Origin of the sequence: Amycolatopsis sp. NPDC051128, assembly GCF_040682715.1 — a bacterium.
Classification (GTDB): domain Bacteria; phylum Actinomycetota; class Actinomycetes; order Mycobacteriales; family Pseudonocardiaceae; genus Amycolatopsis.
On record NZ_JBFBBN010000011.1, the window covers coordinates 83035 to 106739 of the forward strand.

Annotated in this window: 23 protein-coding genes; 7 read left to right on the top strand and 16 right to left on the bottom strand. The window is 70.7% G+C overall.

Annotation, left to right across the window (positions count from 1 at the left end):
* Positions 1-121: 121 nt before the first annotated feature.
* From AB0M82_RS14365 to AB0M82_RS14380, 4 genes are all read right to left on the bottom strand, one after another.
* Positions 122-1723 (bottom strand): carboxylesterase family protein, encoded by a 1602-nt coding sequence (locus tag AB0M82_RS14365; protein ID WP_364721480.1) that lies wholly within the window; start codon positions 1721-1723, stop codon positions 122-124.
* 130 nt (positions 1724-1853) lie between these two features.
* Positions 1854-5087, bottom strand: coding sequence for a BTAD domain-containing putative transcriptional regulator (locus AB0M82_RS14370; RefSeq protein WP_364721482.1), 3234 nt, complete (start codon positions 5085-5087; stop codon positions 1854-1856).
* Between the two features lie 251 nt (positions 5088-5338).
* Positions 5339-5911 carry an NUDIX hydrolase gene (locus AB0M82_RS14375; RefSeq protein WP_364721484.1) on the bottom strand — a complete coding sequence of 191 codons (573 nt, stop codon included), beginning with the start codon at positions 5909-5911 and terminating at the stop codon, positions 5339-5341.
* A 91-nt stretch (positions 5912-6002) separates the two neighbouring features.
* Positions 6003-6179 carry a hypothetical protein gene (locus AB0M82_RS14380; RefSeq protein ID WP_364721486.1) on the bottom strand — a complete coding sequence of 59 codons (177 nt, stop codon included), beginning with the start codon at positions 6177-6179 and terminating at the stop codon, positions 6003-6005.
* A gap of 166 nt (positions 6180-6345) precedes the next feature.
* Here AB0M82_RS14380 and AB0M82_RS14385 point away from each other — a divergent pair, with 166 nt between their 5' ends.
* Positions 6346-6876, top strand: coding sequence for an ester cyclase (locus tag AB0M82_RS14385; protein ID WP_364721488.1), 531 nt, complete (start codon positions 6346-6348; stop codon positions 6874-6876).
* Between the two features lie 367 nt (positions 6877-7243).
* Positions 7244-9538 (top strand): Orn/Lys/Arg decarboxylase N-terminal domain-containing protein, encoded by a 2295-nt coding sequence (locus AB0M82_RS14390; protein WP_364721491.1) that lies wholly within the window; start codon positions 7244-7246, stop codon positions 9536-9538.
* A gap of 94 nt (positions 9539-9632) precedes the next feature.
* Here AB0M82_RS14390 and AB0M82_RS14395 read toward each other — a convergent pair whose 3' ends face one another.
* Entirely contained in the window at positions 9633-10784 is a 1152-nt protein-coding gene (locus AB0M82_RS14395; protein WP_364721493.1) for a hypothetical protein, read from the bottom strand.
* A gap of 655 nt (positions 10785-11439) precedes the next feature.
* On the opposite strand from AB0M82_RS14395, the gene AB0M82_RS14400 reads away from it, so the two are divergent.
* The 5 genes from AB0M82_RS14400 to AB0M82_RS14420 are packed head-to-tail and all read left to right on the top strand — an operon-like array spanning position 11440 to position 16905.
* Positions 11440-11589 carry a zinc ribbon domain-containing protein gene (locus AB0M82_RS14400; protein WP_364721679.1) on the top strand — a complete coding sequence of 50 codons (150 nt, stop codon included), beginning with the start codon at positions 11440-11442 and terminating at the stop codon, positions 11587-11589.
* 60 nt (positions 11590-11649) lie between these two features.
* Positions 11650-14763: an AAA family ATPase gene (locus tag AB0M82_RS14405; RefSeq protein ID WP_364721495.1), complete on the top strand. Its 3114-nt coding sequence runs from the start codon at positions 11650-11652 to the stop codon at positions 14761-14763.
* 23 nt (positions 14764-14786) lie between these two features.
* A complete protein-coding gene (locus AB0M82_RS14410) occupies positions 14787-15164 on the top strand; it encodes a hypothetical protein (RefSeq protein WP_364721497.1) in 378 nt (125 codons plus the stop codon).
* A gap of 5 nt (positions 15165-15169) precedes the next feature.
* Complete coding sequence (locus AB0M82_RS14415; protein ID WP_364721499.1) at positions 15170-15442, top strand: hypothetical protein; 273 nt, start codon at positions 15170-15172, stop codon at positions 15440-15442.
* The gene (locus AB0M82_RS14420; protein WP_364721501.1) at positions 15439-16905 is read left to right on the top strand and encodes an amidase; all 1467 of its coding nucleotides are present in this window, start codon (positions 15439-15441) and stop codon (positions 16903-16905) included. Before AB0M82_RS14415 ends, AB0M82_RS14420 begins: the two co-directional genes overlap by 4 nt.
* 63 nt (positions 16906-16968) lie before the next feature.
* On the opposite strand, the gene AB0M82_RS14425 is transcribed toward AB0M82_RS14420, so the two are convergent.
* The 11 genes from AB0M82_RS14425 to AB0M82_RS14475 all read right to left on the bottom strand — a co-directional run bounded on the left by AB0M82_RS14425 (position 16969) and on the right by AB0M82_RS14475 (position 23484).
* On the bottom strand, positions 16969-17256 hold the full coding sequence (locus tag AB0M82_RS14425) for a gas vesicle protein K (protein ID WP_364721503.1): 288 nt from the start codon (positions 17254-17256) through the stop codon (positions 16969-16971).
* On the bottom strand, positions 17249-17443 hold the full coding sequence (locus tag AB0M82_RS14430; protein WP_364721504.1) for a gas vesicle protein: 195 nt from the start codon (positions 17441-17443) through the stop codon (positions 17249-17251). Before AB0M82_RS14430 ends, AB0M82_RS14425 begins: the two co-directional genes overlap by 8 nt.
* Positions 17440-18225, bottom strand: coding sequence for a GvpL/GvpF family gas vesicle protein (locus AB0M82_RS14435; RefSeq protein WP_364721506.1), 786 nt, complete (start codon positions 18223-18225; stop codon positions 17440-17442). Before AB0M82_RS14435 ends, AB0M82_RS14430 begins: the two co-directional genes overlap by 4 nt.
* Entirely contained in the window at positions 18215-18583 is a 369-nt protein-coding gene (locus AB0M82_RS14440) for a gas vesicle protein (RefSeq protein ID WP_364721508.1), read from the bottom strand. The genes AB0M82_RS14435 and AB0M82_RS14440 overlap by 11 nt, the downstream gene beginning before the upstream one ends.
* Before the next feature lies 1 nt (position 18584).
* Positions 18585-18926: a gas vesicle protein gene (locus tag AB0M82_RS14445; RefSeq protein ID WP_364721510.1), complete on the bottom strand. Its 342-nt coding sequence runs from the start codon at positions 18924-18926 to the stop codon at positions 18585-18587.
* A gap of 6 nt (positions 18927-18932) precedes the next feature.
* Positions 18933-19199: a gas vesicle protein GvpG gene (locus tag AB0M82_RS14450; protein WP_364721512.1), complete on the bottom strand. Its 267-nt coding sequence runs from the start codon at positions 19197-19199 to the stop codon at positions 18933-18935.
* Between the two features lie 3 nt (positions 19200-19202).
* Positions 19203-19967, bottom strand: coding sequence for a GvpL/GvpF family gas vesicle protein (locus AB0M82_RS14455; protein ID WP_364721514.1), 765 nt, complete (start codon positions 19965-19967; stop codon positions 19203-19205).
* 1 nt (position 19968) lies between these two features.
* Positions 19969-20370, bottom strand: coding sequence for a gas vesicle protein GvpJ (gene gvpJ, locus AB0M82_RS14460; RefSeq protein WP_364721516.1), 402 nt, complete (start codon positions 20368-20370; stop codon positions 19969-19971).
* Complete coding sequence (locus AB0M82_RS14465; RefSeq protein ID WP_364721518.1) at positions 20367-21500, bottom strand: SRPBCC family protein; 1134 nt, start codon at positions 21498-21500, stop codon at positions 20367-20369. The genes gvpJ and AB0M82_RS14465 overlap by 4 nt, the downstream gene beginning before the upstream one ends.
* Positions 21501-21505: 5 nt before the next feature.
* Entirely contained in the window at positions 21506-22177 is a 672-nt protein-coding gene (locus tag AB0M82_RS14470) for a hypothetical protein (protein ID WP_364721520.1), read from the bottom strand.
* A 710-nt stretch (positions 22178-22887) separates the two neighbouring features.
* Positions 22888-23484 (bottom strand): hypothetical protein, encoded by a 597-nt coding sequence (locus AB0M82_RS14475; RefSeq protein WP_364721522.1) that lies wholly within the window; start codon positions 23482-23484, stop codon positions 22888-22890.
* Between the last annotated feature and the right edge of the window lie 221 nt (positions 23485-23705).

A 23705-nucleotide genomic window follows, 5' to 3' on the forward strand; every position in this document is an offset into this window, starting at 1 on the left:
CACCGGCTTCCCCGGCGCTGAAAGTCACCGGCCGCGATGGAAGCGACGCGATCCGTGGCACGGTCCGGACACGAAGAAGGGGACCACCCTCGCGGGCGGTCCCCTTCGGCACCAACGGGTTTCAGGCGCCCGGAGGCGGTGGCACGGTCGCCCAGAAGTCGCACTGGCTACGGGTCGCCAGGTCGATCTTCTGGTTGCCGCCGGCCGACACGAGGTCCAGCGACAGCGCGTCGCGGGCCGTTCCCGTCGTGAACCGCGGCCACGCCGGCAGGCCCGAAGCGTTCGGGTCACCGGTGCGGGCGAACGTCGACCAGTACCGGACCATCTGGTCGGCCAGCGCCTGCTGCTGCGTGTTGAGCGTCGCGCCGGTGAACTTCGGGAAGAGGTAGTTCAGCTCCGCGCCGTGCTCGGCACCCTCGTCGAAGCCGGGGATGTCCACCACCGGCGGCGCGGTGCGGTCGGAGAACTGGTAGACGAACAGCTTGGCCTGTCCGGCGATCGCGGCCCGGTAGGCCGTGACGTGCTGGCAGGTGGCGAGCTGGTCGTCACCGGCGTCGCTCAGCACCGCCGAAAGGGCGAGCCCCGGCGTCGGGTAGGCGGACGCGGGGTAGCGCGCCAGGACGCGGTCGGCGTCCACTCCGAAGGTGTTCCGGATGATCTGCGGGTACGACTCGGCGGTGACCGGGTTGCCCGAGGCGTCGTACTGGATGCTGACGATCATCCGCATCTCGTCGCGGTTGTTGCCCCACAGCATCGGCACGCGGTTGAACTTGCCCTGCCGGAAGGCGTCGATCGGCTGCAGTGGCTGTTCGCTGCCGCCCACGACCGGGCCCTGCGGAAGCGGCGGCCAGGCCTGCATCAGCGCCTTGACGTCGGTCTGGCCGCGCAGGCAGGTCGCGGCGGTGGCGGCGTCGGCGCAGCCGAACTGTGTGGCCACAGTGGTGCCCATGGTCTCGGCGGCGTCCTTGGTCAGCAGCGGGGAACCACAGCCGTAGGTCTGGCCGATGGCGCGCTGGAACAACCCGGCCGAAGCGGGCGAGGTCAGGTGGATGCACGCCGCGCCGGCCCCGGCGGACTGGCCGGCGATGGTGACGTTGCCCGGGTTGCCGCCGAACCCGGCGATGTTGCGCTGCACCCACTTCAGCGAGGCGCGCTGGTCCTGGATGCCGAAGTTGCCGGACTGCACGCCGGGCGTTTCGCCGTCGAGTGAGGGCAGGGCGAGGAAACCGAGCACGCCGACGCGGTAGTTGACCGTGACGACCACGACGTCGCCCTGGGTGGCCAGGCGCGCGGCGTCGTAGGTCGAGCTGGTGCCGTTCTGGAAGCCGCCGCCGTAGAACCACACGACGACCGGCTTGACGCCGGACGTCTTCGGCGCGAAGACGTTCAGGTAGAGGCAGTCCTCCTGATAGGACTCGACGATCCCGCCGAGGCCGCCCAGCTGCGCGCACTGGCTGCGGAACTGCGTGGCGTCGAGGACGCCGTCCCACGCTTTCGCGGCCTGGGGCGTCTTCCAGCGCAGCGACCCGACCGGCGGCGCGGCGTACGGCACTCCCTTGAACGTCACGAGATCGGTGGCCGCGGCCCCGCGGACCACGCCGGTCTCGGTGAGCGCCAGGTCGCCGACGTACTTCTCCTCGACGGCGGCCGCCGGACCGGCAACCCCCGCCATCGCGACCGCCACCACGGCACCGGCCGCGGCGATGGCTCTACCCCATCTCATCGAAGCTCCGAAGTTTCTCTCGCCGGAAGGGACGAGCGAAAGGTAGGGGCGGGCACTTCCAAACCACTTCCCCGCGGCTGGGAGCGCCGTCCCGAGGCGGCCTTCGGAAGGCCGCCTCGGGACGGTCGGATCAGAGGCGGGACAGGACCTGCCGGGCCCGGTCTTCGAGCGCCGGGAGTCCGGTGGAGAGCTTCAAACCCTCTTCGCACAGGCGACGGGCTTCGTCCCGGCGTCCCAGCCCGGCCTGGGCGCGGGCCAGCGCCAGCAGGCAGCGCACCTGGATCAGCCGCAGGCCGCCGGTGCGCGCCAGCTCGAGGGCTTCCGCCCCCACGAGCAGGACCTCCGCGTGGTCTCCGCGGGCCCCGTGCACCGCCGCCATCCCGGACAGCGCTTCGGCCACGTGCCACGGCGAACCCCAGTGGCGGGCCACCACCACGGCCTCCCGCTGGTGGCGCACCGCCGAGTCCGTCTCGCCGAGCGCGGCTTCGGCGCGGGCCAGCGCGTTGAGCGCGCCGACCTCGGTTTCGCGGTTCTGTTCCTGCCGGGCGATCTCCAGCCCCTGGGCCGCCTGCGCGCGGCCCTGCTCGAACTCGCCGAGGTCGGTCGAGACGAGGCTCAGCCCGCACAGCGCCGAACCCTGGCCGTACGGGTGGGAGTGCGCCTGGTGCAGGTCGAACGCGCGGGTCAGCGTCCGCCGCGCGCCGGGGAGGTCGCCCTGCAGCCGCTGGACGACACCGATCCCGACCAGCACCACCGCTTCGCCGAGCTGGTAGCCCTCCTCGACCGCCAGCTCCAGTGCCTCGTCGAGGCACGCGCGGGCCGCGTCGAGCAGGCACCGCTGCCGGTGGACCGACGCGAGGTTGTTGAGCACGCTCACCTGCCCGAGCCGGTAACCGCACTCGCGCTGCAGGTCCAGCGCGCGTTCGAACTGCTCGGCCGCCTCGTCGAACCGGCCGGCCACGCGCAGCGCGATGGCGGACGCGTTGAGCGCGGCGGCCTTGCCCTCCGGCCAGTCCACCCGCTCGAACACGCGCAGCGCCTCGGTCATCCATTCGACGGCCTGTTCGTGCCGTTCCCGGTGGACGAACGCCAGCCCGATGCTCTGCGCGGTGACGGCTTCCACGGCCGGCACGCCGAGCCGGCGCGCCGCGGCCAGGACCTTCGTCGCGAGCTCGACCCACTCCACCCGCCGTCCCCGGTGGTAGAACGAGGCGCGCACGGCGTCCGCGAGGTACCAGGCGACCGGGTACGGCCCGTCGGTCACGGCCTGGGTGACGACGGCGGAGAGATTCTCGTGCTCGGCGTCGAGCCAGGCCGCGGCCTCGGCCGAGTCGGCGAAGGAGATCGGGTTCGCCGGCACGACGGCGGGTTCGCGCGGCAGCCGCGGGTCGTGCCGTCGGCCGAAGATCCGCTCCGCGGCGTCGGCGCCCGAGAGGTACAGCTCGACGAACCGCCGCCAGGCACAGGCCCGCGCCGGCGCGGGCTCGGTCGCGCCGGCCTGCCGCAGCGCGTACGCCCGCAGCAGGTCGTGCAGCCGGTAGCGGCCGGCCACGTGCTGCTCGACCAGGTGCGCCGCGGCCAGCAGCCGCAGCTGCCGCGTCACCGTCTCGACCGGGTCACCGGTCAACGCCGCGGCGCCACGGGCGGTGAAGTCGGGGCAGGACGCCAGGCCGAGCAGCCGGAACAGCCGCCGCAACTCGGGGGCGAGGGCCTGGTAGGAGACGGCGAACGCCCTCGTCACGGCGCTTTCGTCGGCCCCGTCGAGGACGAGCTGCTTCAGCCGGTCGCCCTTGGCGAGGTCGGCGGCCATCGCCGCGACCGTGGTGCCCGGGCCGGTGGCGATGTTCGCCGCGGCGATCCGCAGCGCCAGCGGGAGGTGCCCGCACAGCCGCGCCAGCTCGCCGGCCGCGGCCGGTTCGGCGGCCACCCGGCCCTCGCCGAGCACCCCGCCGAGCAGCGCCCGGGAGTCCGCGTCGGTGAGCGCGCCGAGGCCGAGCGAGAACGCGCCGAACTCGGCGATCAGCCTGCCGAGCCGGTGCCGGCTGGTGACCAGCACGGTCCCGGTCGGCGGCAGCAGCGGCAGGATCTGCTCGGCGTCGCGGACGTTGTCGAGCACCAGCAGCACCTGGCGCTCGGCCAGCAGCGACCGGTAGAGCCCGGCCTGCGCGTCGACCTCTTCGGGGATCCGCCGCGGGTCGGCGCCGAGGGCGCGCAGCAGCTGGGCCAGCGCCACCGCCGGCTCCATCGGCTCGCGGTCGGCGTCGAACCCGCGCAGGTTCACGTACAGCTGCCCGTCGGGGAACCGGTCGCGGACGCGGTGGGCCCAGTGCAGCGCGAGCGCGGTCTTTCCGACGCCGGGGATGCCGTGCACGATCCAGACGTCCGAGGCATACGCCCCGGCCCGCGCGGCGAGCTGGTGGTCCAGCTGCGCCAGCTGCTCGGTCCGCCCGGCGAAGCCGCGCACGTCACGCGGCAGCTCGGCGGGCCGCGACGGCGCGACGACCTCGCCGGCCGGCGCGGCGGGCGGCGGCGCGGGCGGCTCGTCCCCGGCGCCCGTGAGCACCAGCAGGTGCATGGCCCGCAGCCGCTCCCCGGGCTCGACGCCCAGTTCGGCGTCGAGCCGCTCGCGGGTCGCCGTGTAGACCTCGAGCGCCTCGGGGGTGCGCCCGGAGCGCTGCAGCGCGAGCATCAGCTGCTCCTGCAACCGTTCGCCGAAGGGGTACTCGTCGACGAAGTGGCGCAGCTCCCGCACCACGTGCGCGTGCCGGCCGGTGGCGAGTTCGGCGTCGAACAGCGTCTCGAGCACGGTCATCCGCTGCTCCGCCAGGATCTGGCCGCTGCGCCGCACGAGCGCGTCGGTGACGCCGCCCAGCGGCGGGCCCTGCCACAGCTCGAGGACCGCGCGCAGGCGCTCGACACCGCGGCGCAGCTCCCCGCCGTCGATCAGCCGGCGGGCGTCCTTGGTGAAGTCGTCGAAGAGCTCGGTGTCCAGCTCACCCGGCCGGACCTCGATGAGGTACCCGGGTTCGCGGCGCACGATCACCTCGCGGCCGAGCAGCTTCCGCAGCTCCCAGACGCGGACCTGCAGCTGCCCGCGCGCGCTCGCCGGCGGCCGGTCCTCCCACAGCAGGTCGATCAGCTGGTCCTCGGACACGACCTGGTTGGCGTTGAGCAGCAACGCGGCCAGCACCGTCCGCTGTTTCGGGCCGCCCAGCCGCACCGGACCGTCGACGCCGACGGCCGCGACCGGACCGAGCAGCCGGTACCTGAGCTCCGCGAACGGGGGCAGGGTCAGCACGGGGGCCCGGCCGGCGGGCCGGCCCCGTGCCGGGGTGGACCCGTACGAGACTTCGTCGACGGTCACCAACGACCCCCGGCGCGCGGAAGGAACCGGTGTCTCCGACCCTCGTGGTTCGTCATGCGGGCGTCCGCCTTCCCCAGTAAAGTTCAGCTCCAGTGACGAAAAGTGCTCGATTGGTCACCGTCGCCATCCCCAGCCGGGTGAAGCCACTCTCGTCGACGCGAACGTGCCAGCGGCGCGCGAGCACCGTCAACCGACTCGAAAACGTTTCGCGCCCACCCAAAACGTGCCGTCGGCGCCCCGGACCGGGGATTTCACGGAAGCGGACCTGAAGACACTCGCGTGCTACCGCCCCCGGCGCGTGCACTACCAGCCGCGAAGGAAGAACTCGGCCGCGGATCGAACCCGTTCTCGAGGTAGGCGGTCCGGCCGGTGTCCACGACGTCGAGGCACACGGCGACACGGCGCGCCATGTGCGGCCGGAGCATCCCCGCGGCCTCGTCTCGGGTGGCGAACTTCGAGCGCTTCAGCTCGCCGTCGGCGAGGCGTAGCGCGGCGATCTGGTCGTCGTCGAGGACGCCGCCGTCGAACAGGTTGTTCGTCAGGGCGGGGCGGCCGTCGGGCTGCGGCGGAACCCAGTCCACGACCAGTAGCCGGCCGGGCAGCAGGTCGAATCCGAGTTCTTCCTTGATCTCCCGGCGCGCGCCCGCCCACGGGGACTCGCCGCCGTCGAGTCCGCCGCCAGGGAGCTCCCAGGTCTCGGCGCCGTAGGTGGGCTCGACGAGCAGGACGCGGCCTTCGGTGTCGCGGAAGATCACCCCGGCGCTGGCGATCTGCTTGGGCAGCGTCGCGTAGTACTCGGCGGGCGGTAGCCAAACCTGGTTCATGCGCGGCGAGGCTACCCAGCCCGCCGAGTCCGCCGGTGACCGACGTCGGGTCACGTGCTCGGCGAGACCACGGTCAGCCCGTCCTCCGCACTCAGGACGCGCGCGCGGCGTACTTCTCGCGCGATTCGCAGATCAACCGCTCGATGTCCTGCAGCGTCTGCACCTGGGGGATGGCCTCGAAGCCCAGGTAGACGTGGAAGCCCAGCTCGACGGCGCCCCTCGGGGAGCATGAGCGCGATGCGCTCGCCGCCCCCGGAGAGTCCTCCACCGCACTCGACCCGGGCAAGGCCGCCGACGGCCGTCGGGCCGGGTGCCAGGGCGCAGCGGCGGCTCCGCACTCCGGCACCGACGCGGACCCATTTCAGCCTGACACCCGCCGCTCAATCGTGGTCGGCGATGAAGTCCGCGAGCGAGTTGCGAGTGGGCGGCCTCCCATGGACTATTGGGTCGATCAGCGATTGTTCTTGAACCGCATCAAGGGCGGTAGTCCTCAGCACCTGGCCGAGGCGAAACCGATGACGAGGCGAGGCGGTCACATGTCACTGCAGGAAACCAACAAGGCCTTGGTGCGCCGGTTCTACGCAGAGATTGACGCCGGGAACCTCGACGCCATGGATCACCTTGTCGCCGAAGAGTACGTCGACCACAATCCACCTCCGTTCCCTGGGCTCGAACAGGGACGCGCTGGGTTGAAACAGGCGTTGCAGATCTTCTGGGAAGCAACTCCGGGCCGCCACGAGGTCGAGGACCAGGTCGCGGAGGGCGACAAGGTGGTGACCAGGCTGACCGCCTACGGCAAGCACACGGGGAACCTCCCGGGCGGGCTCGTCGCCACAGGGCGAGAAATACAACAATCCGCTGTCGCGGTCCACCGCGTGCACGACGGTCAGCTGGCCGAACACTGGTCAGGTCGCGATGACCTCGGCCTGATGGTGCAACTTGGTGTCATTCACCTGCCCGGTTAGCGGCCCGTGCGAACCTCTCGCCGACCAAACGCGACTTCGAGAAAGGACGCATACCGCGACACTGTGCTCGTTGTCGCCGCAAGGGCAGCCGCGTCCGCTGATTAGTGCTGTGACGGCCGGGTTCATGCGCCCCGGTGCGGCCACCTTGGGGGCGCTTCACACCGACCGGGCAAGCGCGCCCCGATGTGGTGACGATTGTGATCACCATCCGTCGCGCCGACCCGAAAGTGTGAGTGTGCCGCTACCCGCAGGAGCGATTTCGCCGGAAATTCCCCGAAAGAGTAAGAATCGTCAAACTTTCGGTCGATCGACGGCGCGCCCCGCCAGCGGCTATACCTGAGAATTCGCTTCCGGAAAGGAAATCCCCGTGGCTGGTTCGACGGTTCTGCTGGCATTGGACGACATCCCGCCGGGATCGGTGCTCGACGCGCAGCTGGCGCAGATCTGCGAGCACCTTGCCGAGGACGGGCACGACGTCGTGCGCGCCGGCACCGACGACGACGCGCTGGCCTTCGTGCAGAGCCGGGCCGATCTCACCGCCGCGCTGGTGAGCTGGGACGGCGACGGCGAGCAGGACGCGCCCGCCGAGGCCGTGCTGAAAGCGGTGATGAGCCGGTTCACCCGGCTTCCGGTGTTCCTGGTGACCGCCTCGGCCTCGGTGGACGACCTGCCGCTGTGGGTGTCCGAAGTGATCTGCGGGTACGTGTGGCTGCTGGAGGACACGCCGGGGTTCATCGCCGGCCGCGTCGGCGTGGCCGCCCGCCGCTACCGGAACGAAATCCTGCCGCCGTTCTTCCGGGAACTGTGCCGGTTCGAAGACACCCACGAATACTCGTGGCACACCCCCGCCCACGCCGGCGGCGTGGCGTTCCTGAAGTCACCGGTCGGGCGCGCGTTGTTCGACTACTACGGTGAACGGCTGTTCCGCACCGACCTTTCGATTTCCGTGGCGGAACTGGGCTCGCTGTTCGAGCACACCGGGCCGATCGGCGACGCCGAGCGCAACGCCGCCCGGATCTTCGGCGCCGACCTGACGTACTTCGTGCTGCACGGCGATTCCACCGGCGATCGCCTCGCCCTGCACGCCAGCATCGCCAACGACGAACTGGTCCTCGTCGACCGCAACTGCCACAAGGCGATCTACCACGGACTGACACTGACCGGCGGCCGCCCGGTCTACCTCGTGCCGACGCGGAACGGCTACGGGCTGATGGGCCCGATCCCGCCCGCCGCGCTGAGCCGCGAATCGGTCGCCGAGCTCGTGCCGGGCAGCCCGCTCGCGGCCGGGGCCGCCGCGCCGGACCCGGTGTACGCGGTGATCACCAACTCGACCTACGACGGCCTGTGCTACGACGCGGTCCGCGTCGCCGAGCTGCTGGGGGCCAGCGTGCCCCGGCTGCACCTGGACGAGGCGTGGTTCGCCTACGCCCGGTTCCACCCCCTCTACGCCCGCCGGTACGGCATGGCCGTGGACTCCGGCGCGGTGCCTGACGCCGTCCGGCCCACCGTGTTCAGCACCCAGTCCACCCACAAGCTGCTCGCCGCGATGTCCCAGAGCGCGATGCTGCACGTCAAGAACTCGCCCCGGTCGCCGGTCGACCACCGGCAGTTCAACGAGACGTTCATGATGCACGCCACGACGTCGCCGCTGTACCCGATGATCGCCGGGCTCGACGTCGCCGCCGGCATGATGGACGGGCCGGGCGGCCGGTGGCTGGTCGACGAGGCCGTCACCGAGGCCATCCGGTTCCGGCAGGCGGTGGCCCGCATCGGCCGCCGCATCGCCGAGGCGGGAGACCGGCCCGCCTGGTTCTTCGGCACGTGGCAACCGGACGAGGTCGGCGACCCGGCGACCGGGCAGCGCTACGCGTTCGCGGACGCCCCGCTGGACCTGCTGCGGTCCGAACCCGCCTGCTGGAGCCTCGAGCCGGGTGCGGCCTGGCACGGCTTCCCCGGGCTGGAGACGGGCTACTGCCTGCTCGACCCGATCAAGGTCAGCGTCACCTGCCCGGGCACCGACGCCCGCGGCACCGCCGCCGAGCAGGGCATCCCGGCGCGGATCCTCACCGCCTACCTCGAGACCCGGCGCATCGTCGTCGAGAAGACCGACGCCTACACCTGCTTGATCCTCTTCTCCCTGGGCATCACCAAGGGCAAGTGGGGCACGCTCGTCGACGGGCTCCTCGACTTCAAAGCGCTCTACGACACCGGCGCGCGCCTCACCGAAGTCCTGCCTGCCCTGGCCGGGACCCATCCCGCCCGCTACGGTGACCTCACCCTGCGTGACCTGTGCGACCAGATGCACGCCCACCTGCGCAAGAGCGACCTCATCCCGCTGCTCGACGCGGCGTTCACCCACCCGCCGCGCCCCGAGCTGACTCCGGCGCAGACCTACCAGCGCCTGCTGCGCGGCGGCACCGAACCGGTCCGCCTCGCCGAGCTCGCCCACCGCACGGTCGCCACGCAGGTCGTCACCACCCCGCCCGGCATCCCGGTCCTCATGCCGGGCGAGAACGCCGGCGGGCACGACGAGCCGACCCTGCGCTACCTGCGTGCCCTCGAGGACTTCGACCGGCACTTCCCGGGGTTCCCCAGCGAAACCCACGGCGTCACGCGGGACCCGGACGGCGACTACTGGATCACCTGCCTCCGCACCGGCTGACCGCGGGCTCCGGCCACTGTGCCGGAGACAAACGGCCCCGCACGAAACCGGGAGGCATGGGTTCACATGCGGGGCCGCGCTCACGGGGAGGCCGTCAGACTCCGGTCATGGTGTACGTGCCCGTGCCGTCCTGCCTGCCGCTGGAGTACTGGCGGATCAGCTCCCCATCCGCGTACCGGTCGTGGCCCATCATCGAGCCGGTGTATTTGTTCTGCACACCGATCTTCGGGCTGCCGGGCACGTCACGGTAGATGTAGAACCGCTGGAGGTCGTCCTGCCCGCAGGTGGCCGTCGTGAGGTGGGCCCGCTCCTGGTTGGCGATGTCCGCCGGGATGGTCGCGCATCCGCCGTTGCCCCAGTTCCACAGGGACGCCTCGAGGACCCCGTTGTTCTCCGTCACGTCGCACAGCCGCCAGTTGTCCAGGTGGGCGCTGAAGAACGAAGATTCGCGCAGGCGGATGCCGTCGTTGGCCAGGAGCGGCGCACTCCAGTTCAGGGGCATGCCGGGGACGTCGAGCTTGTAGGCGCCGGGCTCGCAGTTGAGAGCGGCCCGCGCGCTGCCCCCGGCGGCCTTGGGCTGCCCGGCGGGCGTGCCGTCGGCGGTGGGGGCCGGGTGCCGCACGAGACGGTCCTGCGTCTGCTTCGCCGTCGGCGCCACCGCACCCGCCGGATGCTCGGCCCGCGCGGCGGGCGAGCCGCAGTCAAGGAGCCCCTTCGCCTTGGCCATGATGCTGTTGGCGGGCACGGTGTCCTCGCAGCGCACCGCGCCTTCCTCAAGGGTGGTGTAGGTGGTGAAGCTGCCGCTGCCGGGCCCCTCGATCCACTTCAAGGCCCAGCTGCCGTCGCCCTTCTGGGCGCGGTTGCAGTTGAGGCTTCCGTAGGTGCCGGTGACCTTCTTGGTGCCCTTGTAGACGCCGTAGTAGCCGGGTTGGGTGAAGTTCCACGTGACCGTGGTCGACTCGCTGCTGGTGGAGGTGTAGTTGACCTGAACGTTCAGGCCCAGCGTCGCGCCGACGGTGCCGAGGGTCTCGGCGGCGAAGCTGCCCTGAACGGTGCCGTTGCCGCCGACGGTGACCGAGATGGTGGTCTGGGTGCTGGTGGTGACGCTCTGGTAGCCGGTGGTGCCCTGGGTGACGTACCAGCCCTTGAAGTGGGTGATCGTCGGGGACACTTCGGTGGTCTTGATGTACGGGTGGCGTACGCCGAGGTCGGCCGCCGTACAGGTGTCGCCGGGCCGGGGCGCCATCGTGCCGGTAGGTGCTGCGGCAGCCGGTGAGGCCAAGCCCATGGCGGTGACCGCTACGGCGGCCGCTGTAGCGGTGCTGAGGACACGACCATTCGGTCTCTTGCGCACGTGTATTCCTTCCGGAGTCTGTGGGTTCCCTGGACGACGCTAGGGGCAGTTGATGAAATCCCGATGAAACGCCTCCGCGGGATGCGGAGTCCGGGAAGGCTTCGGTGCAGTGATTCAGCTAATGTATTAATCACCCTGGCCGGCGGCCATCGGCGGCGTTTTCCGCGATCGTGGGCATTGATTTCGCTGCCTACACGCCTGGCCGGTGTAGATAGCCCAGGCGAGGCGGCCGCCGGCGCTGCGGACGGGCTCAGGTGGACGTGCAGGGCGCGATAGGGAAACCGCCCGGTCGAGCGACCACGTAACGCGCCCGCGCCGGCTTGCGACTCAAAGGCACTACTGCCGTCGAAAGGCGCGGTGAGCACGATGACCGCTGACGAAAAATCACCCTGGCCGGCGGCCCTCAACGGACTCGCGGCGGCGATCGGCGGCGTTTCCGCGATCGTGGGCATCGTCAACCAGAGTGTGGTCGACGGTCTGAACATCCTGGGCGTCATCGGTGTCGCTACGTTGACCATCGGTGGCGGAACGTACTTCTCGAGCGGCGGTGACGGCCTGGCCAGGATGCGCAACACCGTCATCGTATCCGCGACAATCGCGGCCGCCGCTGAAGACGTGCCCGGACTGCGCCAACGAAGTACGGCTCGCCGCGCGGAAATGTCAGTACTGCTCGTACGAATTCGCCGGCCGTTCCTGATCCGAGGGCCGTGAGAACATGGTCACCTCCCAGCCGCCGCCGCGTGCCGGCATTCCCCTGGTGGAAGCACTCCCCTTCACCGGCCGTGGCGCGCTCCTCGGCGAGATCGGCGCCGCGCTGGAGCGGGCACGCTCCGGCCACGGCGGGCTGGTGCTGCTCACCGGGCCCGCGGGGACCGGCAAGACCCGGCTGGCCGCCGAAGCGGTGGCGGGGGCAACGCGTGCGGTCTGGGCGTGGTGCCCCGGGGACGGCGTCGCGTTCGGGCCGTGGTCGCTGATCGTGCGGGATCTCGTGACCGCCGGGGGTGCCGCCGGGCGGCTGGCCGGTACCTCGCCGGCCGTCCAGGGGCTGATCGCCGGGCAGGTCGCCGATCCGCCGCGGATCCCCGATCCCGAAGGCGCCCGGCTGCGGCTGACCGGCGAAGTCGCGGCGCTGCTGCGCTCGTGCGCGGCCACCGATCCCCTGCTCATCGTGCTCGACGACGTGCACGCCGCGGATCCGTCCACCCTCCGCCTGCTGCTGGAGCTGGCCGCGACCGCGCGGACGTCGCGGATCCTGCTCCTGGGCACCGCTCGCGACGACGATTTCACCTGGGCTGAGCGCGTGGAGGCCCGGGCAAGCCTGTTCGGGCGCGCGCTGTGCCTGCGCGTCGGGCCGCTGACCCCGGACGACGTGGGCGCCCTGCTGACGTCCGCGACCGGTACCCGGCCCTCCGACGACGAGGTCCAGTCGGTACTCGGCCGGACCGGCGGTGACGCCTTCCTGGTCACCGAGCTCATCCGCGACCAGGCGAACCGCGGGCCCGGCGAGGGCGTTCCGCCGTCGGTGCGCGCGGCGGTCGAGGCCAGGATCGCGGCCCTGCCACCGGCCTGCGCCGAGGCGCTCGCCGCCGCCGCGACGCTGGGCGTCCGCGTCCGTCTCGACCTGCTGGCCGAGCTGACCGGCGTCGCCCTCGGCCGGTTGCGCGCCCTGCTGGCCGCCGCCTCCGACGCCGGGCTGCTCGGCGATCTCGGGCCCGGCCTGCTGATGTTCCGGCACGACCTGCTGCGGGACGCGGTCTATTTCGCCCAATCGCCGTCGGCCCGGGCGTCCTCGCACCGCCAGGCGGCCGAAGTGCTGGCGCGCCTGGCCGAACGCGGCCGCGACGTCGGACCGGCCGAGGTCGCGCACCACCTGCTGCTCGCCGGTCCGGAGCACGCCGGGCCCGCCGCGGCAGCCGCCCGGCGCGCCGGGGACCGAGCCGCCGAACTGCTCGCCTACGACGACGCTCTGCGGTGGTATGAACGCAGTGCGCACGCGGCGCGCTCGACGGCGTCCACCGACAGTGAGCGCGCCGATCTCCTGCTCGCCCAGGGCACGGCCCGGCTCGGCGCGGGCGACCGCGCCGGGGCCCGCGCGAACTTCCTCCGTGCCGCCGAGCTCGCTCGGACCGCCGGGCGGGCGGACCTGCTGGCCCACGCCGCGCTCGGGCTCGGCTCCGGACCCGCGGGACTGGAGGTCGACCTCTTCGACCGCGAGCAGATCGACCTGCTCACCGCGGCGGCCGGGGCGCTCTCCCCCGCCGAGCCGGCTTTGCTGGCCGCCACGCTCGCCCGGCTTTCCGTGGCCACCACGGTGATCGACCCCCTGGAGCGCCGGGCCGCGCGGGCAACCGAAGCGCTGCGGCTCGCGCGACAGAGCGAGGATCCCGCGGCGCTCGTCCAGGCCCTGGCCGCGCAGTGCGACGTCCGGTCCGGGCCGGAACACTGCGCGGAACGGCTCGGCTGGGCGGAGGAGATCATCGGCCTCGCGCGCCGCCTGCCCGACGCCGGCCCGGAGCTGCTCGGGCGGCGGCTGAAACTGGTCGCCCTGCTCGAAACCGGCGCGGTCGCCGCGGCCGACACCGAAGTGCTCGCGTTCGAAACCGCGGCACGCCCGGCCGGGAACCCGCTGCACGACTGGTACGTGCCGCTCTGGCGCGGCATGCGCGCCCTGGCGGAGGGCAGGTTCGACGACTGCGCGGCCGCACTGGACACCGTCGAGGACCTGGGGCACCGCGCGGGCAGTGGCAACGCCCTCATGCTCGCCACCACCCAGCGCTGGTTCCTGCTCACCGACACCGGGGACCGCGCCGCGATCGAGCGCTTGATCGCCGATTCCGGTCTCGAGGACCTGGCCGGCGTGTGGCCGAGGGTGACGCTGGCCTTGGCGGCCGCCCAGCTGGGTCGGGCGGCGGAAGCCCGGGACCGGTTGTCGGCGCTGGCACCGCGGCTGGGCGAAGCGCCTCGGGACTCGGAATGGCTGCCGATGCTCTCGCAGATCGCCGAAACCGTCGCGATCATCGGCGATCACCCGCTCTGCCGGCCCGTGTACGCCTGGATGTCCCCCTTCGCCGGCCGCTTCGTCGTGGAGGGCATCGGAGCGGCTCTGCGCGGGCCCGTGTCGTGGTACCTCTCCTTGCTGGCCAAGGCTTCCGGCGACGCCGACGTCGCGAAGTCCCACGCCGAAACCGCGTTGGCGGCGGCCCGGTCGGTAGGCGCCACCTGGCTCGCCGGGCGCATCGAACGGGAACTGGGCGCGTCCGCGCCGGCCGCCGGTCCGGACGTCTTCGCCGAGGACGGCGTGCTCTGGCTGCTTCGGTTCGGTGGCCACGACGCCCGCCTCTCCGGAAGCAAGGGCCTGCGCGATCTCGCGTGCCTCCTCGCCCGGCCCGGTGTTCCGGTGCCCGCGCTCGACCTGGTGACCGCCCGCTCGCCCGGGGTCACCAGGAGCGAGGACGTCCACGCCGAGGGTGATCTCGGCGAAGTCCTCGACGCGACAGCACGAGCGGCGTACCGGAAGCGGTTGAGGGAGCTGACCGCCGAAGCCGACGACGCCGACGCGGCGGGCGACAGCGAACGGTCGGCGAAGCTGGCCGTCGAACGGGACGCCCTGGTCGACCAGTTGTCCGCGGCCTACGGGCTGGGCGGGCGGCCCCGGCGCGCGGGCTCCCCCGCCGAACGCGCCAGGACCGCGGTCACCGCCCGGATCCGCGCGACCATCGACCGCATCGGGAGGGTGCACCCGGAGCTCGGACGGCACCTGCGCGCGTCAATCCGGACCGGCACCGTCTGCGTCTACGAACCGGAGACCCCACGCCGCTGGGAACTGGGCGCCGCACATCGTGCGACCGAATCTCACGCCTCATCGGGGTAAGCACCCGAACCCAGGAGGCAGCCATGCCCCGCACCGCCAAAGCCGAAGCACCCTTGTCGCTGGACGAAGACGTCATCGAAGGCCGCTACGTCGAGCTGGGCGGCTACACCGTCGCCTTCGAAACGCACAAGGCCGACATGGATCCGGCCCCGCTGTTCCACGGCCTGCCCGGCGACCGCTGCCAGTGCCCGCATTGGGGCGTCGTCGTGCGCGGCAAGGTCATCTTCCGCTACGCCGACCACGACGAGGTCTACCAGCAGGGCGACGCGTACTACGGCGGCCCCGGCCACCTGCCGCTGATCTTCGACGGCACCGAGCTGATCGAGTTCAGCCCCACCGAGGCGCTCGACGCCACCATGGCCGTCGTGGGCGCGAACCTCGAAGCGTCGAAGGCGCGGTGATCACGATGTTCCTGAGCGCCTACTACTTCGACGGCGATCCCGATCGGCTCCTGGCCGGGTACGACCGGATGATGGCGACGCTGCCGCCCAAGCTCGACCTGCACGCCTGCGTCAGCCGCGAAACCGGCATCACCGTGTACGACGGCTGCCCGACGCGCGAGGAGTTCGTCGAGTTCAGCTCCGGCGAAGGATTCCGCACCGCGCTCGCGGCGGCGGGCTTGCCGATGCCCCGGATCGAACCGCTGGGCGAGGTCCACGGTGCGACGGTCCCGCGATGACCACCACCCCGGCCACCGAACTCGCCACGCTCGACGCCACCGCCCAGGCGGACCTGGTGCGGCGCCGCGAAATCAGTCCTGAGGAACTCGTCGCCGCGGCGATCGAACGCATCGAGGCTCTCAACCCGGAGCTCAACGCGGTCGTCACTCCGATGTTTGACGCGGCCGTGGCGGCCGTGGCGGCCGCGCGCGAACCCGGCGACGGGCCGTTCGCGGGGGTGCCGTTCCTGCTGAAGGATCTGGTCGTCGAGGTGGCCGGGGTGCCCTTCACCGAGGGGTCGGTGTTTCTACGCGACAATGTTTCCCGGTTCGACTCCGAGCTCGTGGTGCGGCTGCGGCGCGCCGGGCTGGTGCTGATCGGCAAGACCAACACCCCCGAGTTCGGCATGGTCCCCACCTGCGAGCCCGCGCTCCACGGCGCCACCCGCAACCCGTGGGACACCGGGCGCTCGACCAGCGGCTCGTCCGGCGGTTCCGCCGCCGCCGTCGCGTCCGGCATGGTGCCGATGGCGCACGGCAACGACCTCGGCGGCTCGCTGCGCTTTCCGGCGTCCGCCTGCGGTGTCTTCGCGCTGAAGCCGACCAGGGCGCGGAACCCGCTCGGACCCGAGTACGGCGACGCCATCGGCGGCGCGGCCGTCGAACACGCCATCACGCGCTCGGTGCGCGACAGCGCGGCGCTGCTCGACGCGACCAACGGACCCGCGCCCGGCGACCCCTACCCGGCCCCGCCTCAGGTGCGGCCGTTCCGGGAGGAGGTGGGCGCGGACCCCGGGCGGCTCCGGATCGCCTTCACCAGGCGCCTGCCGGACGGCTCGCTGGGGCATCCCGACTGCCTCGCGGCTCTCGACGACGCGACTGCCCTGTGCGAGTCGCTCGGCCACGAGCTCGTCGAAGCGGACCTGCCCGGCCTCACTCCCGTGGTCGGCGGCGCGATCGGCACGATGTTCAACGCGGCGACCGCCTGGATCGTCGGCTACTGGATCCGCAAGCTCGGCCGCGAGCCCGCGGACGGCGAACTGGAGCCGCTGACCGCCGCCTACTGGGCCGCCGGCCGGCAGGTGAGCGCCGCCCAGTACCTCCTGGCGATCGAAGACCTCCAGGCGTTCAGCCGCACCGTCGCCGGATTCCTGGGGACGTACGACCTCTGGCTCACCCCGACCATGTCCCGCCCGCCCGCCGTACTCGGCGAGATCACCTCGACCGCCGAGGAACCCCTGCGGGCGCTGGAAAACGGCGCGCCCACGGTCGCCTATCCCGCCGTGGTCGCCAACATCACCGGCAATCCCGCGATGTCCGTTCCCCTGTGGTGGAACGACGAGGGCCTGCCGATCGGGGTGCACTTCCTCGGGCGGTTCGGCGACGAAGCCACGCTGTTCCGGCTCGCCTCACAGCTCGAACAGGCGCGCCCGTGGCGTGATCGCCTTCCGCCGGTACACGCTCAGAGGCACGGTGGCCGGTAGCCGTCGATACGCGGCCCGCGGAAGTCCAGCTTGGCCAGCACGGCCGCGTAGCCGTATTCGCGGTCAATCTTCGGGAAACAGTGACCCCAGTGGCCCGAGGTCGAGATTGAGCTCGCTCTGGTCTATTCCGAAATGTTCACACAGCTCGGCCATCCGGTTTTCCAGATTCAGCAACGTCTGCCCGATCGCCTCGATCTGGGCCTCGGTGAGGTCGCCGTGGTCGACTCTCCGCAGCGCCTGCCGCTCCATGAGTTGCCGCAGCAGTTCCACCACCGTCAGCACCAGGCTGACCAGGCTGCGTTCGGCTGTCTCGGGATCGGCGTTGATCCGTCGTTTCTCCGGCTCAGTCATCGCGAGGCTGGAGTGCTGTGATCGAGGTCAGCAGTGTGCGCAGGGAGATGTGCACGAGGTCGACGTCCGCGATGGACAGAGTGAGCTCGCCACTCACCACGACACCGCCGGCGAGAACGCGGTCGAGCAGGTCGATGAGCGCGATCGGCCGTTCGGCCGCGGCCGGTACGGGCAAGGATCGGGTCATGCTTCCTCCAAGACGGAGAACGAGTACGGCGGCCACGGACCGGTCAATCGCACCAGGATCGCGTCGTTGTCCTGATCGCAGGCCGCGGTGGCCTCGGCGAATCGAAGAGTGTGCTCGTTGTCGACCAGGTATGCGCCGTTGAGGATCATCCGGGCGTCCTCGCCGGCGAGCGCCCTGCTCTGCGGCGGGTGGGTCCGAGTGTCGACGGCCAGCGAGGCGAGCGCGGCGTGCGCACGGTTCGCTTGCTCGACGGCGCGCCGCTCCTGATGTTCGCGGGAGTTCAACGTCGCTCGCCGCCGGGCCAGGTAGGCCGCCCCCGCCCCGCGTGGGGACGGCCCCCCGGCGGCGGGCACCGGGTCCGGTGCGGGCGCGAGGAAGATCTTGACGCCCCATTCGGTCCTCCCCGTGACCTGGTCGAGCGCGCGGGTGAACTCGACCGCCCGGTGCTCGAGGAGGTGGCGCACCCGGTCGTCGCCGTGGTACACGGTCGCCAGCCGTATCGGGATGGCTGGCCCTCGGTCGATCAAGGCGACGATCACCGAGTCGTGCGCCCGCGCCACGGGCGCCAACCAGTCGAGGTCCTCGAAATTGCGGCGCAGCGCCGCCTCCCCGAACGAGCTCAGCGGCACGTCACCGACGACGGCGGCCAGCCCGGCCGCCTCGACGAGCCGCGGGGTCTCGGCCGAGACGCCCGTCAGTTCGCCGAGGACCTCAGGGGCCGGATCACGTGTCACGGCGTACAGCCAGACGCCCTGCCGTTCGGGCACTTCTTCATCCCGCACTTTCTTCGTCCCGCGTCGACTCTTCCCCGGTGTCGGGCGCGGCTTCGAGTTCGGCGATGCGGGCTCGCAGCTGCCGGTTTTCCGCGCGGACCCCGCTGTCCTCGCCGGTCAGCCACGGGTCGTTTTCCCACCAGTCGATGCCGACTTCCTTCGCCGTTTCCAGAGAGGCGACGACGAGGCGGAGCTTGATCGTCAGCAGCTCGATGTCGAGCAGGTTGATCTGGATGTCCCCGGCGATCACGAGTCCCTTGTCCAGAACGCGTTCGAGGATGTCGCCGAGGTTGGCCGGCTGGTGGTTGCCGGCCGAGCCGATGCCGGACTGGGAGGCCGATGCGACGACTGGTTGTCCGGGAGTCATGTCAGCTCCCCCCGTTCCCCGTGCCGGCCCGGCCTCGCGAGTAGCGCTTGGTGCGGCGGTACGCGAGCAGGGCGCCGTCGGGATCCAGCTCGATCTCGTAGAGCGCGAGCATGTCCCCCGACGACGGGATCCGGCGGTCCTCGATGACTTCCACCTCCACCAGCCAGCTGTCGTCGTCCGCCGGTTCGACCGAGGTGACCATCGACGGCTCGCTCGTGATCAACTCGGCGACGTATCGCAACGCGTACGTCGCCGCTGATGACGCGGAAACCGCTTCATCGTCGGAATCGGGGTCCGGCGTCTGCCTGGGATCGGCTTCACTGCGGGACTTCCCCTGAGCCATCGGTCATCACCTCTTTTCTACGTTCGGCTGCGGATCAGACGGGTTGGCCGGCGACACGTTCAGGCGGTTCAGCACCTGCTGCTGCCTCTCGGCCTCTTCCTCGGGCGATATTTCACCGAGGGCTCGGGCTTCGGCCACCGCCTCGAGTTCGCTTCGGACCGACGCGGGGTGGTACAGCTCAGCGTCGACCTGCTGGCGGATCAGCTCGGCCACGGCCAGCACGCCGCGCACCGGAGCGAAAGGAAGCCCCAGGATCGTGCCCACCAAACCCATCGCCTACCCCCCGGGCCGTTGGGTTACGACGAAGTCGTATGCCGCAAGGGGACCCAGCAACCGCACCTCGACCCGGCCTTGCCAGTCCCGGGCGAGTTCTTCCACCGCCGCCTCGAGGTCGGCCTGTTTGGCTGTTTCGGCCAAGCAAGCGAGGTGGACGGCCTCTTGTTCGTGCGTCGGTTCCCGTGGGCTGATCTGCACCCCGAGCGCGTTCAGGGCGTCCAACGTCCGCTGTGTGTCGGCAGTGCGCTTGGCCGCGATGGCGTGGCCGATCCGCTCACCCAATTCCATCCGCTGGCCGCGCGTGGCGTCTTCCGGCTTGCCCCGGATCTCGTCCCGCAGCCGCGCCAGCTCCTCGTCCTCGTCGAGGATCTCGCTCAGGATGGCCTTCTCGACGTACCGGCCTTTGACGACGTACTGCGCTCTGCCTTCCAGCTCGTCCAGTGCGGCGGCGAAATCGTCCTCGTTCTCCTTGAGCAGTTCCTCGACGACAGCTTCCTCGTCGGAGACCACGGCGCCGAAGCGCAGCGGGAGCACCGGGACCTCGGCGGCGGCGGCGTCCAGGAGGCCCGCGTGCGCGGTCAGGTCTTCCGGCCTGCCGAGTGGCTTGTCCCGGGGAATTTCACTCACCAGCGCCGCGATTCGTTCACCACGCACGGTCGTGACGGGGGCGGGCGGGTCACCGACCCCACGCGCGTCGGGATCGGTCTCGACGTCCGCGGGGACGATGCCGTAGACGTAGACGGCGGTCTCGGTCTCGTTCGCCATCTCAGTCATCTCCCTTTCGCCGCCGTCCGGCCGGCTGCTTTCGGTCTTCGCCGTCGCCGATGAGGTCCCGGAGCTTGTCGCCGGCCGCTTCGAGAGCGCCCTGGGTCTTCGCCTTGGCGCCGCCCTGGTTCATGTCCTCGATCAGGTCGGGCAGCCCCTTCTGCTCGGTGTCGGAGATGTCGAGCCGGTTCACGGCTTCGGCGAACCGGAGGTAGGTGTCGACGCTGGCGACGACGACGCGGGCGTCGATGGTCAGCAGCTCGATGCCCACCAGGGACACCCGGACATAGGCGTCGATCACGAGGCCCTTGTCCAGGATCGTGTCGATCACGTCGGCAAGGCTGCTCGAACTCGGGCGATCGAGGCCGCCTCCCCCACCGGACGGCTGGACGGCTGTCGTCATCGCGTGGTCCCTCGCTTTCCGCCGGCCCGCGCCCTGGTCCGCTCGCGACGTTTGGGCGGTTCCGGCTTGTCTTCTTCGGGCTCTTCTTCCTCGGGCTCGTCTTCCTCGGGCTCGTCTTCCTCGGCTTCGTCTTCCTCGGCTTCGTCTTCTTCGGGCTCTTCTTCCTCGGCTTCGTCTTCTTCGGGCTCTTCTTCCTCGGCTTCGTCTTCCTCGGCTTCGTCTTCCTCGGGCGCGCCTTCGTCTTCGTCGAATTCGTCCTCGTCGGACTGGCCGTCCTCTTCGTCGGGCACGACCTGGCCGTCTCTGATCTCGCCGCGCCACCCTTCGACGTCGTCCGGGTGCAGGAGCGCCTCGGTCATCACGTACCGGCGGAAGAACTTCAGCTCCAGCCGGGCCCGCCGCCCCTGTGCGCGCCAGAGGTTGCCGGTGCGCTCGAACAGGCCCTTCGGGTAGTAGGCGAGGACCAGCACCACCCTGGTCAGGTCAGGGGTGAGTTCGTGGAAGGTGACGGCGCCGTCCACGTGGCCCTTCGCCCCCTTCGAGCGCCACACGATCCGTTCATCGGGCACCTGCTCGAGGATCGTGGCCTCCCAGCTGCGGTGCGACCAGAAGACCTGGGCCTTCCACTCCAGCTTCTCGTCGCTGACCTGCTCGACGCTGTCGACCTTCTTCATGAACCGCGGAAACTCGGTGAACCGGGTCCACTGGTCGTAGACGAGGTCGATCGGGGCACCGATGTCGATCTCCTCGACGATGTTGGTGAGCTTGAGCTTCTGCCCCTTGCCTCCGCCGCCGCCACCACCGGTGAAGGCGTTCTTGACCTTGTCCACGACACCGGACAGTCCCCCCTTCACCGCTCCCATCGCCGCCTTGCCCTTCACACCGGGTTTGGCGCCGGTGACCGCTTCGGCCAGGCCGCCACCCCCTCCCTCCACATAGTCGTTGAGACGGCCGGACGTCGACTTGATCCGCTTGGTCAGCGAGCCGGCCGCCCGGCCCGCGGCGGCCTGCGTCAGGTGCCGCAGTGCGTCGGAAAGCTCGTTCGACTGGCCGTCACCGGCCTTGCCAGCCGAGCTCGAGGCCGTGTCCTTGACCTTGTCCACGACGTCCTTCAGCTGCTTGGTGGCCATTTCGTTCACCTCCCGGCCCGGCGCACGGGCGACTTGCCGGTGCCGGAGCGGGATCGCCGGGCCGGCTCTTCGTCGCCGGATGAGCTGGAAGCCTTCTTGCTCGCCGTCCGGCGGCGCGCGGGCCGTTCGGACCCCTCGGCCTGCCCGCCCTTCTTCGCGCGGCTGGCTGCCCGACGCCTTGCGGGCTTCTTGGGCTCGTCGTCCTCGCTGTCGGACGAGTCCTCGCTGTCGGACGAGTCTTCGTCGTCCGGCTCCTCGGCCTTCGGCGCACGGCGCCGGCTGCTGCTCGTCGTGTCCTCGTCCTCGTCTTCGGGCTCGTCGTCTTCGGCCTCGTCACGGTCCGGCTCGTCGACGGCTTCGTCGTCCGAATCCTTTTTCCGCTTGCGGCCGCCTTCCTGCAGGCGCTCGGAGAGCGATTCGATCCGCGAGCTCGCTGCCGTCACCGCGGCCGCCTTGACCGCACCGAGCAGTTCGTCGCGCGCGATGTCCGTGAGCTTCCCCAGCTCCGGGGTGGAGCCGAGCTGCTTGAGCCCGTGCTGCAGGAGTTTCGTCGGCGAGGTGGCCGATCGTCCGGTCGCACCGGCGGCCGCGATCATCAACGCGAGCCGCATCTTTTTCGTACGCCCCAGTAGGTAGCCGGCCCCGACTCCGAGGGCGATCCGCGCTCCTGGCTTCATCGATGGTCCTCCTGACGCTGACAGTTCGGACGAGTCCACGTGCACCGCGCACGAACTACGGAATTCGGGGTGAGCTGATGCTTTCGCAGCACTTAATCCCGGCTACCCGAGCGCAAGACCACGAAAACCACCCAGATGAGGGATTCAAGCTACGAGGTAGCCGTCAAACTCGCCACCAGCTCACCACTGTGGACAGTCCACGGGAGTTACTGGCGAGTTCTCGAATCTCCTTGTGGTCACAGCAAAAGCCCGCCCGGTCACCCAGCGATCACCACTTCGGACAGACGGCCCGCTCGCCGCCGCCGAACAGGCTCACCCAGTCGGGTCATGTTCACGTCTGGGTCATCGACAACAACACGGAGTCATGACGCTGCGTGAAGCTCTTTCGTGCGCCAAGACGGTCCGGGAACTCGGGCGAGACGAGAAGCCGAACCCCCAAATGGCCTCACCCGTCCGGGTCCCTCGACGAAGGAAGCGTCCAGCGCACACCCTCCGTGACGCACGAGGACAGGAGTTGCTTGCCCGGTAGGCAGTTCACCGTCCTCGAACCTGCGCCTTGCCTGCTGCTTGCTTAGCCGGGAACCCCGCGGAGCCTGCCGGCGCGCGACGGCAGCGGCGAAAGCTGGGAGAGCCGGTCTCGGTGACGGTCGATGTCGGACAAGGGCGTCGTGGCCGTCCTGGATCCGAGGCCGGCCACGACCCGGCCGCGCTCAAGCGCCTGGACGCGACTCAGACCCCTTGATCCGTTCGACGAGCTCGTCGCGGTACTCCCGCACCGCCTGGAACTCCGGTTCGTCGCCGGTCGCCCGCTTCAACGCGCCTTCCAGGATCTTCAGCCCCTGGGGTTCGTCGCCGTGCGCATCCGCCTGCCTAGCGGCGTTCTCCATGGCTTTGGCGAGCTTGGTCCGCGCCTCGGGTTCCTTGGCGGCCTTGTTGATCCGGATCCAGTTGCCACCCGGATCGACGACGGTGAACCCCGTGTACCGGTCGTTGCGCAGCCGCGGCCGGGTCATCCGCGGGATGCCGGAGATGAGCAGCTTTCCGTGCACGGACCGCATCCCCGCCGCGAAGGCCTCGAACAGCTCGCTGGTGTCCGGCACGATGACCAGGCACGTGCTGTACGACTGCGCCGGGTCGTAGCCGTCCATCCCGAAGAAGTGCAGATTGATGTCTTCCCGTCGCACCGCGACGTGCGGGTTCGGCCGCGTCTGCCGATAGGTGACCTCGAAGCCGAGCATCTCGTAGAACGACGCGATCTCGTCGATGGAAGGACAGGGCAGGAGCGGAATGGTCAGTTCGTTCGCCATCGCCCGAAGCTAAGCCCGGACCTGCCGAAACGACACCGAGCTATTTGCTCATGCGAACACCGACGTTCGAGCGGGGTGCTCGCGGTGGTCCCCCGCGGTGAGTAATTCACGGCATCCGGCTTGATTTGCTGAAGAGTTCCCCGGTGGATCTCCGCGGCCCGCAAGATCGCCTTCCCCGAAATCGCCGACAGCCGACGAGCAGGCATGTAGCGCCCGGGCCG

Excerpts from the sequence above, each read along its gene's own strand:
- AB0M82_RS14415 (WP_364721499.1), top strand. The coding sequence starts at position 15,170 with ATGTTCCTGAGCGCCTACTACTTCGACGGCGATCCCGATCGGCTCCTG.
- AB0M82_RS14470 (WP_364721520.1), bottom strand. The coding sequence starts at position 22,177 with ATGAAGCCAGGAGCGCGGATCGCCCTCGGAGTCGGGGCCGGCTACCTA.
- AB0M82_RS14425 (WP_364721503.1), bottom strand. The coding sequence starts at position 17,256 with ATGACTGAGCCGGAGAAACGACGGATCAACGCCGATCCCGAGACAGCC.
- AB0M82_RS14450 (WP_364721512.1), bottom strand. The coding sequence starts at position 19,199 with ATGGGTTTGGTGGGCACGATCCTGGGGCTTCCTTTCGCTCCGGTGCGC.
- AB0M82_RS14475 (WP_364721522.1), bottom strand. The coding sequence starts at position 23,484 with ATGGCGAACGAACTGACCATTCCGCTCCTGCCCTGTCCTTCCATCGAC.
- AB0M82_RS14385 (WP_364721488.1), top strand. The coding sequence starts at position 6,346 with ATGGACTATTGGGTCGATCAGCGATTGTTCTTGAACCGCATCAAGGGC.
- AB0M82_RS14410 (WP_364721497.1), top strand. The coding sequence starts at position 14,787 with ATGCCCCGCACCGCCAAAGCCGAAGCACCCTTGTCGCTGGACGAAGAC.
- gvpJ (WP_364721516.1), bottom strand. The coding sequence starts at position 20,370 with ATGACGACAGCCGTCCAGCCGTCCGGTGGGGGAGGCGGCCTCGATCGC.
- AB0M82_RS14445 (WP_364721510.1), bottom strand. The coding sequence starts at position 18,926 with ATGGCTCAGGGGAAGTCCCGCAGTGAAGCCGATCCCAGGCAGACGCCG.
- AB0M82_RS14430 (WP_364721504.1), bottom strand. The coding sequence starts at position 17,443 with ATGACCCGATCCTTGCCCGTACCGGCCGCGGCCGAACGGCCGATCGCG.
- AB0M82_RS14420 (WP_364721501.1), top strand. The coding sequence starts at position 15,439 with ATGACCACCACCCCGGCCACCGAACTCGCCACGCTCGACGCCACCGCC.
- AB0M82_RS14375 (WP_364721484.1), bottom strand. The coding sequence starts at position 5,911 with ATGAACCAGGTTTGGCTACCGCCCGCCGAGTACTACGCGACGCTGCCC.
- AB0M82_RS14440 (WP_364721508.1), bottom strand. The coding sequence starts at position 18,583 with ATGACTCCCGGACAACCAGTCGTCGCATCGGCCTCCCAGTCCGGCATC.
- AB0M82_RS14455 (WP_364721514.1), bottom strand. The coding sequence starts at position 19,967 with ATGGCGAACGAGACCGAGACCGCCGTCTACGTCTACGGCATCGTCCCC.
- AB0M82_RS14365 (WP_364721480.1), bottom strand. The coding sequence starts at position 1,723 with ATGAGATGGGGTAGAGCCATCGCCGCGGCCGGTGCCGTGGTGGCGGTC.
- AB0M82_RS14465 (WP_364721518.1), bottom strand. The coding sequence starts at position 21,500 with ATGGCCACCAAGCAGCTGAAGGACGTCGTGGACAAGGTCAAGGACACG.
- AB0M82_RS14395 (WP_364721493.1), bottom strand. The coding sequence starts at position 10,784 with ATGGCGCCCCGGCCCGGCGACACCTGTACGGCGGCCGACCTCGGCGTA.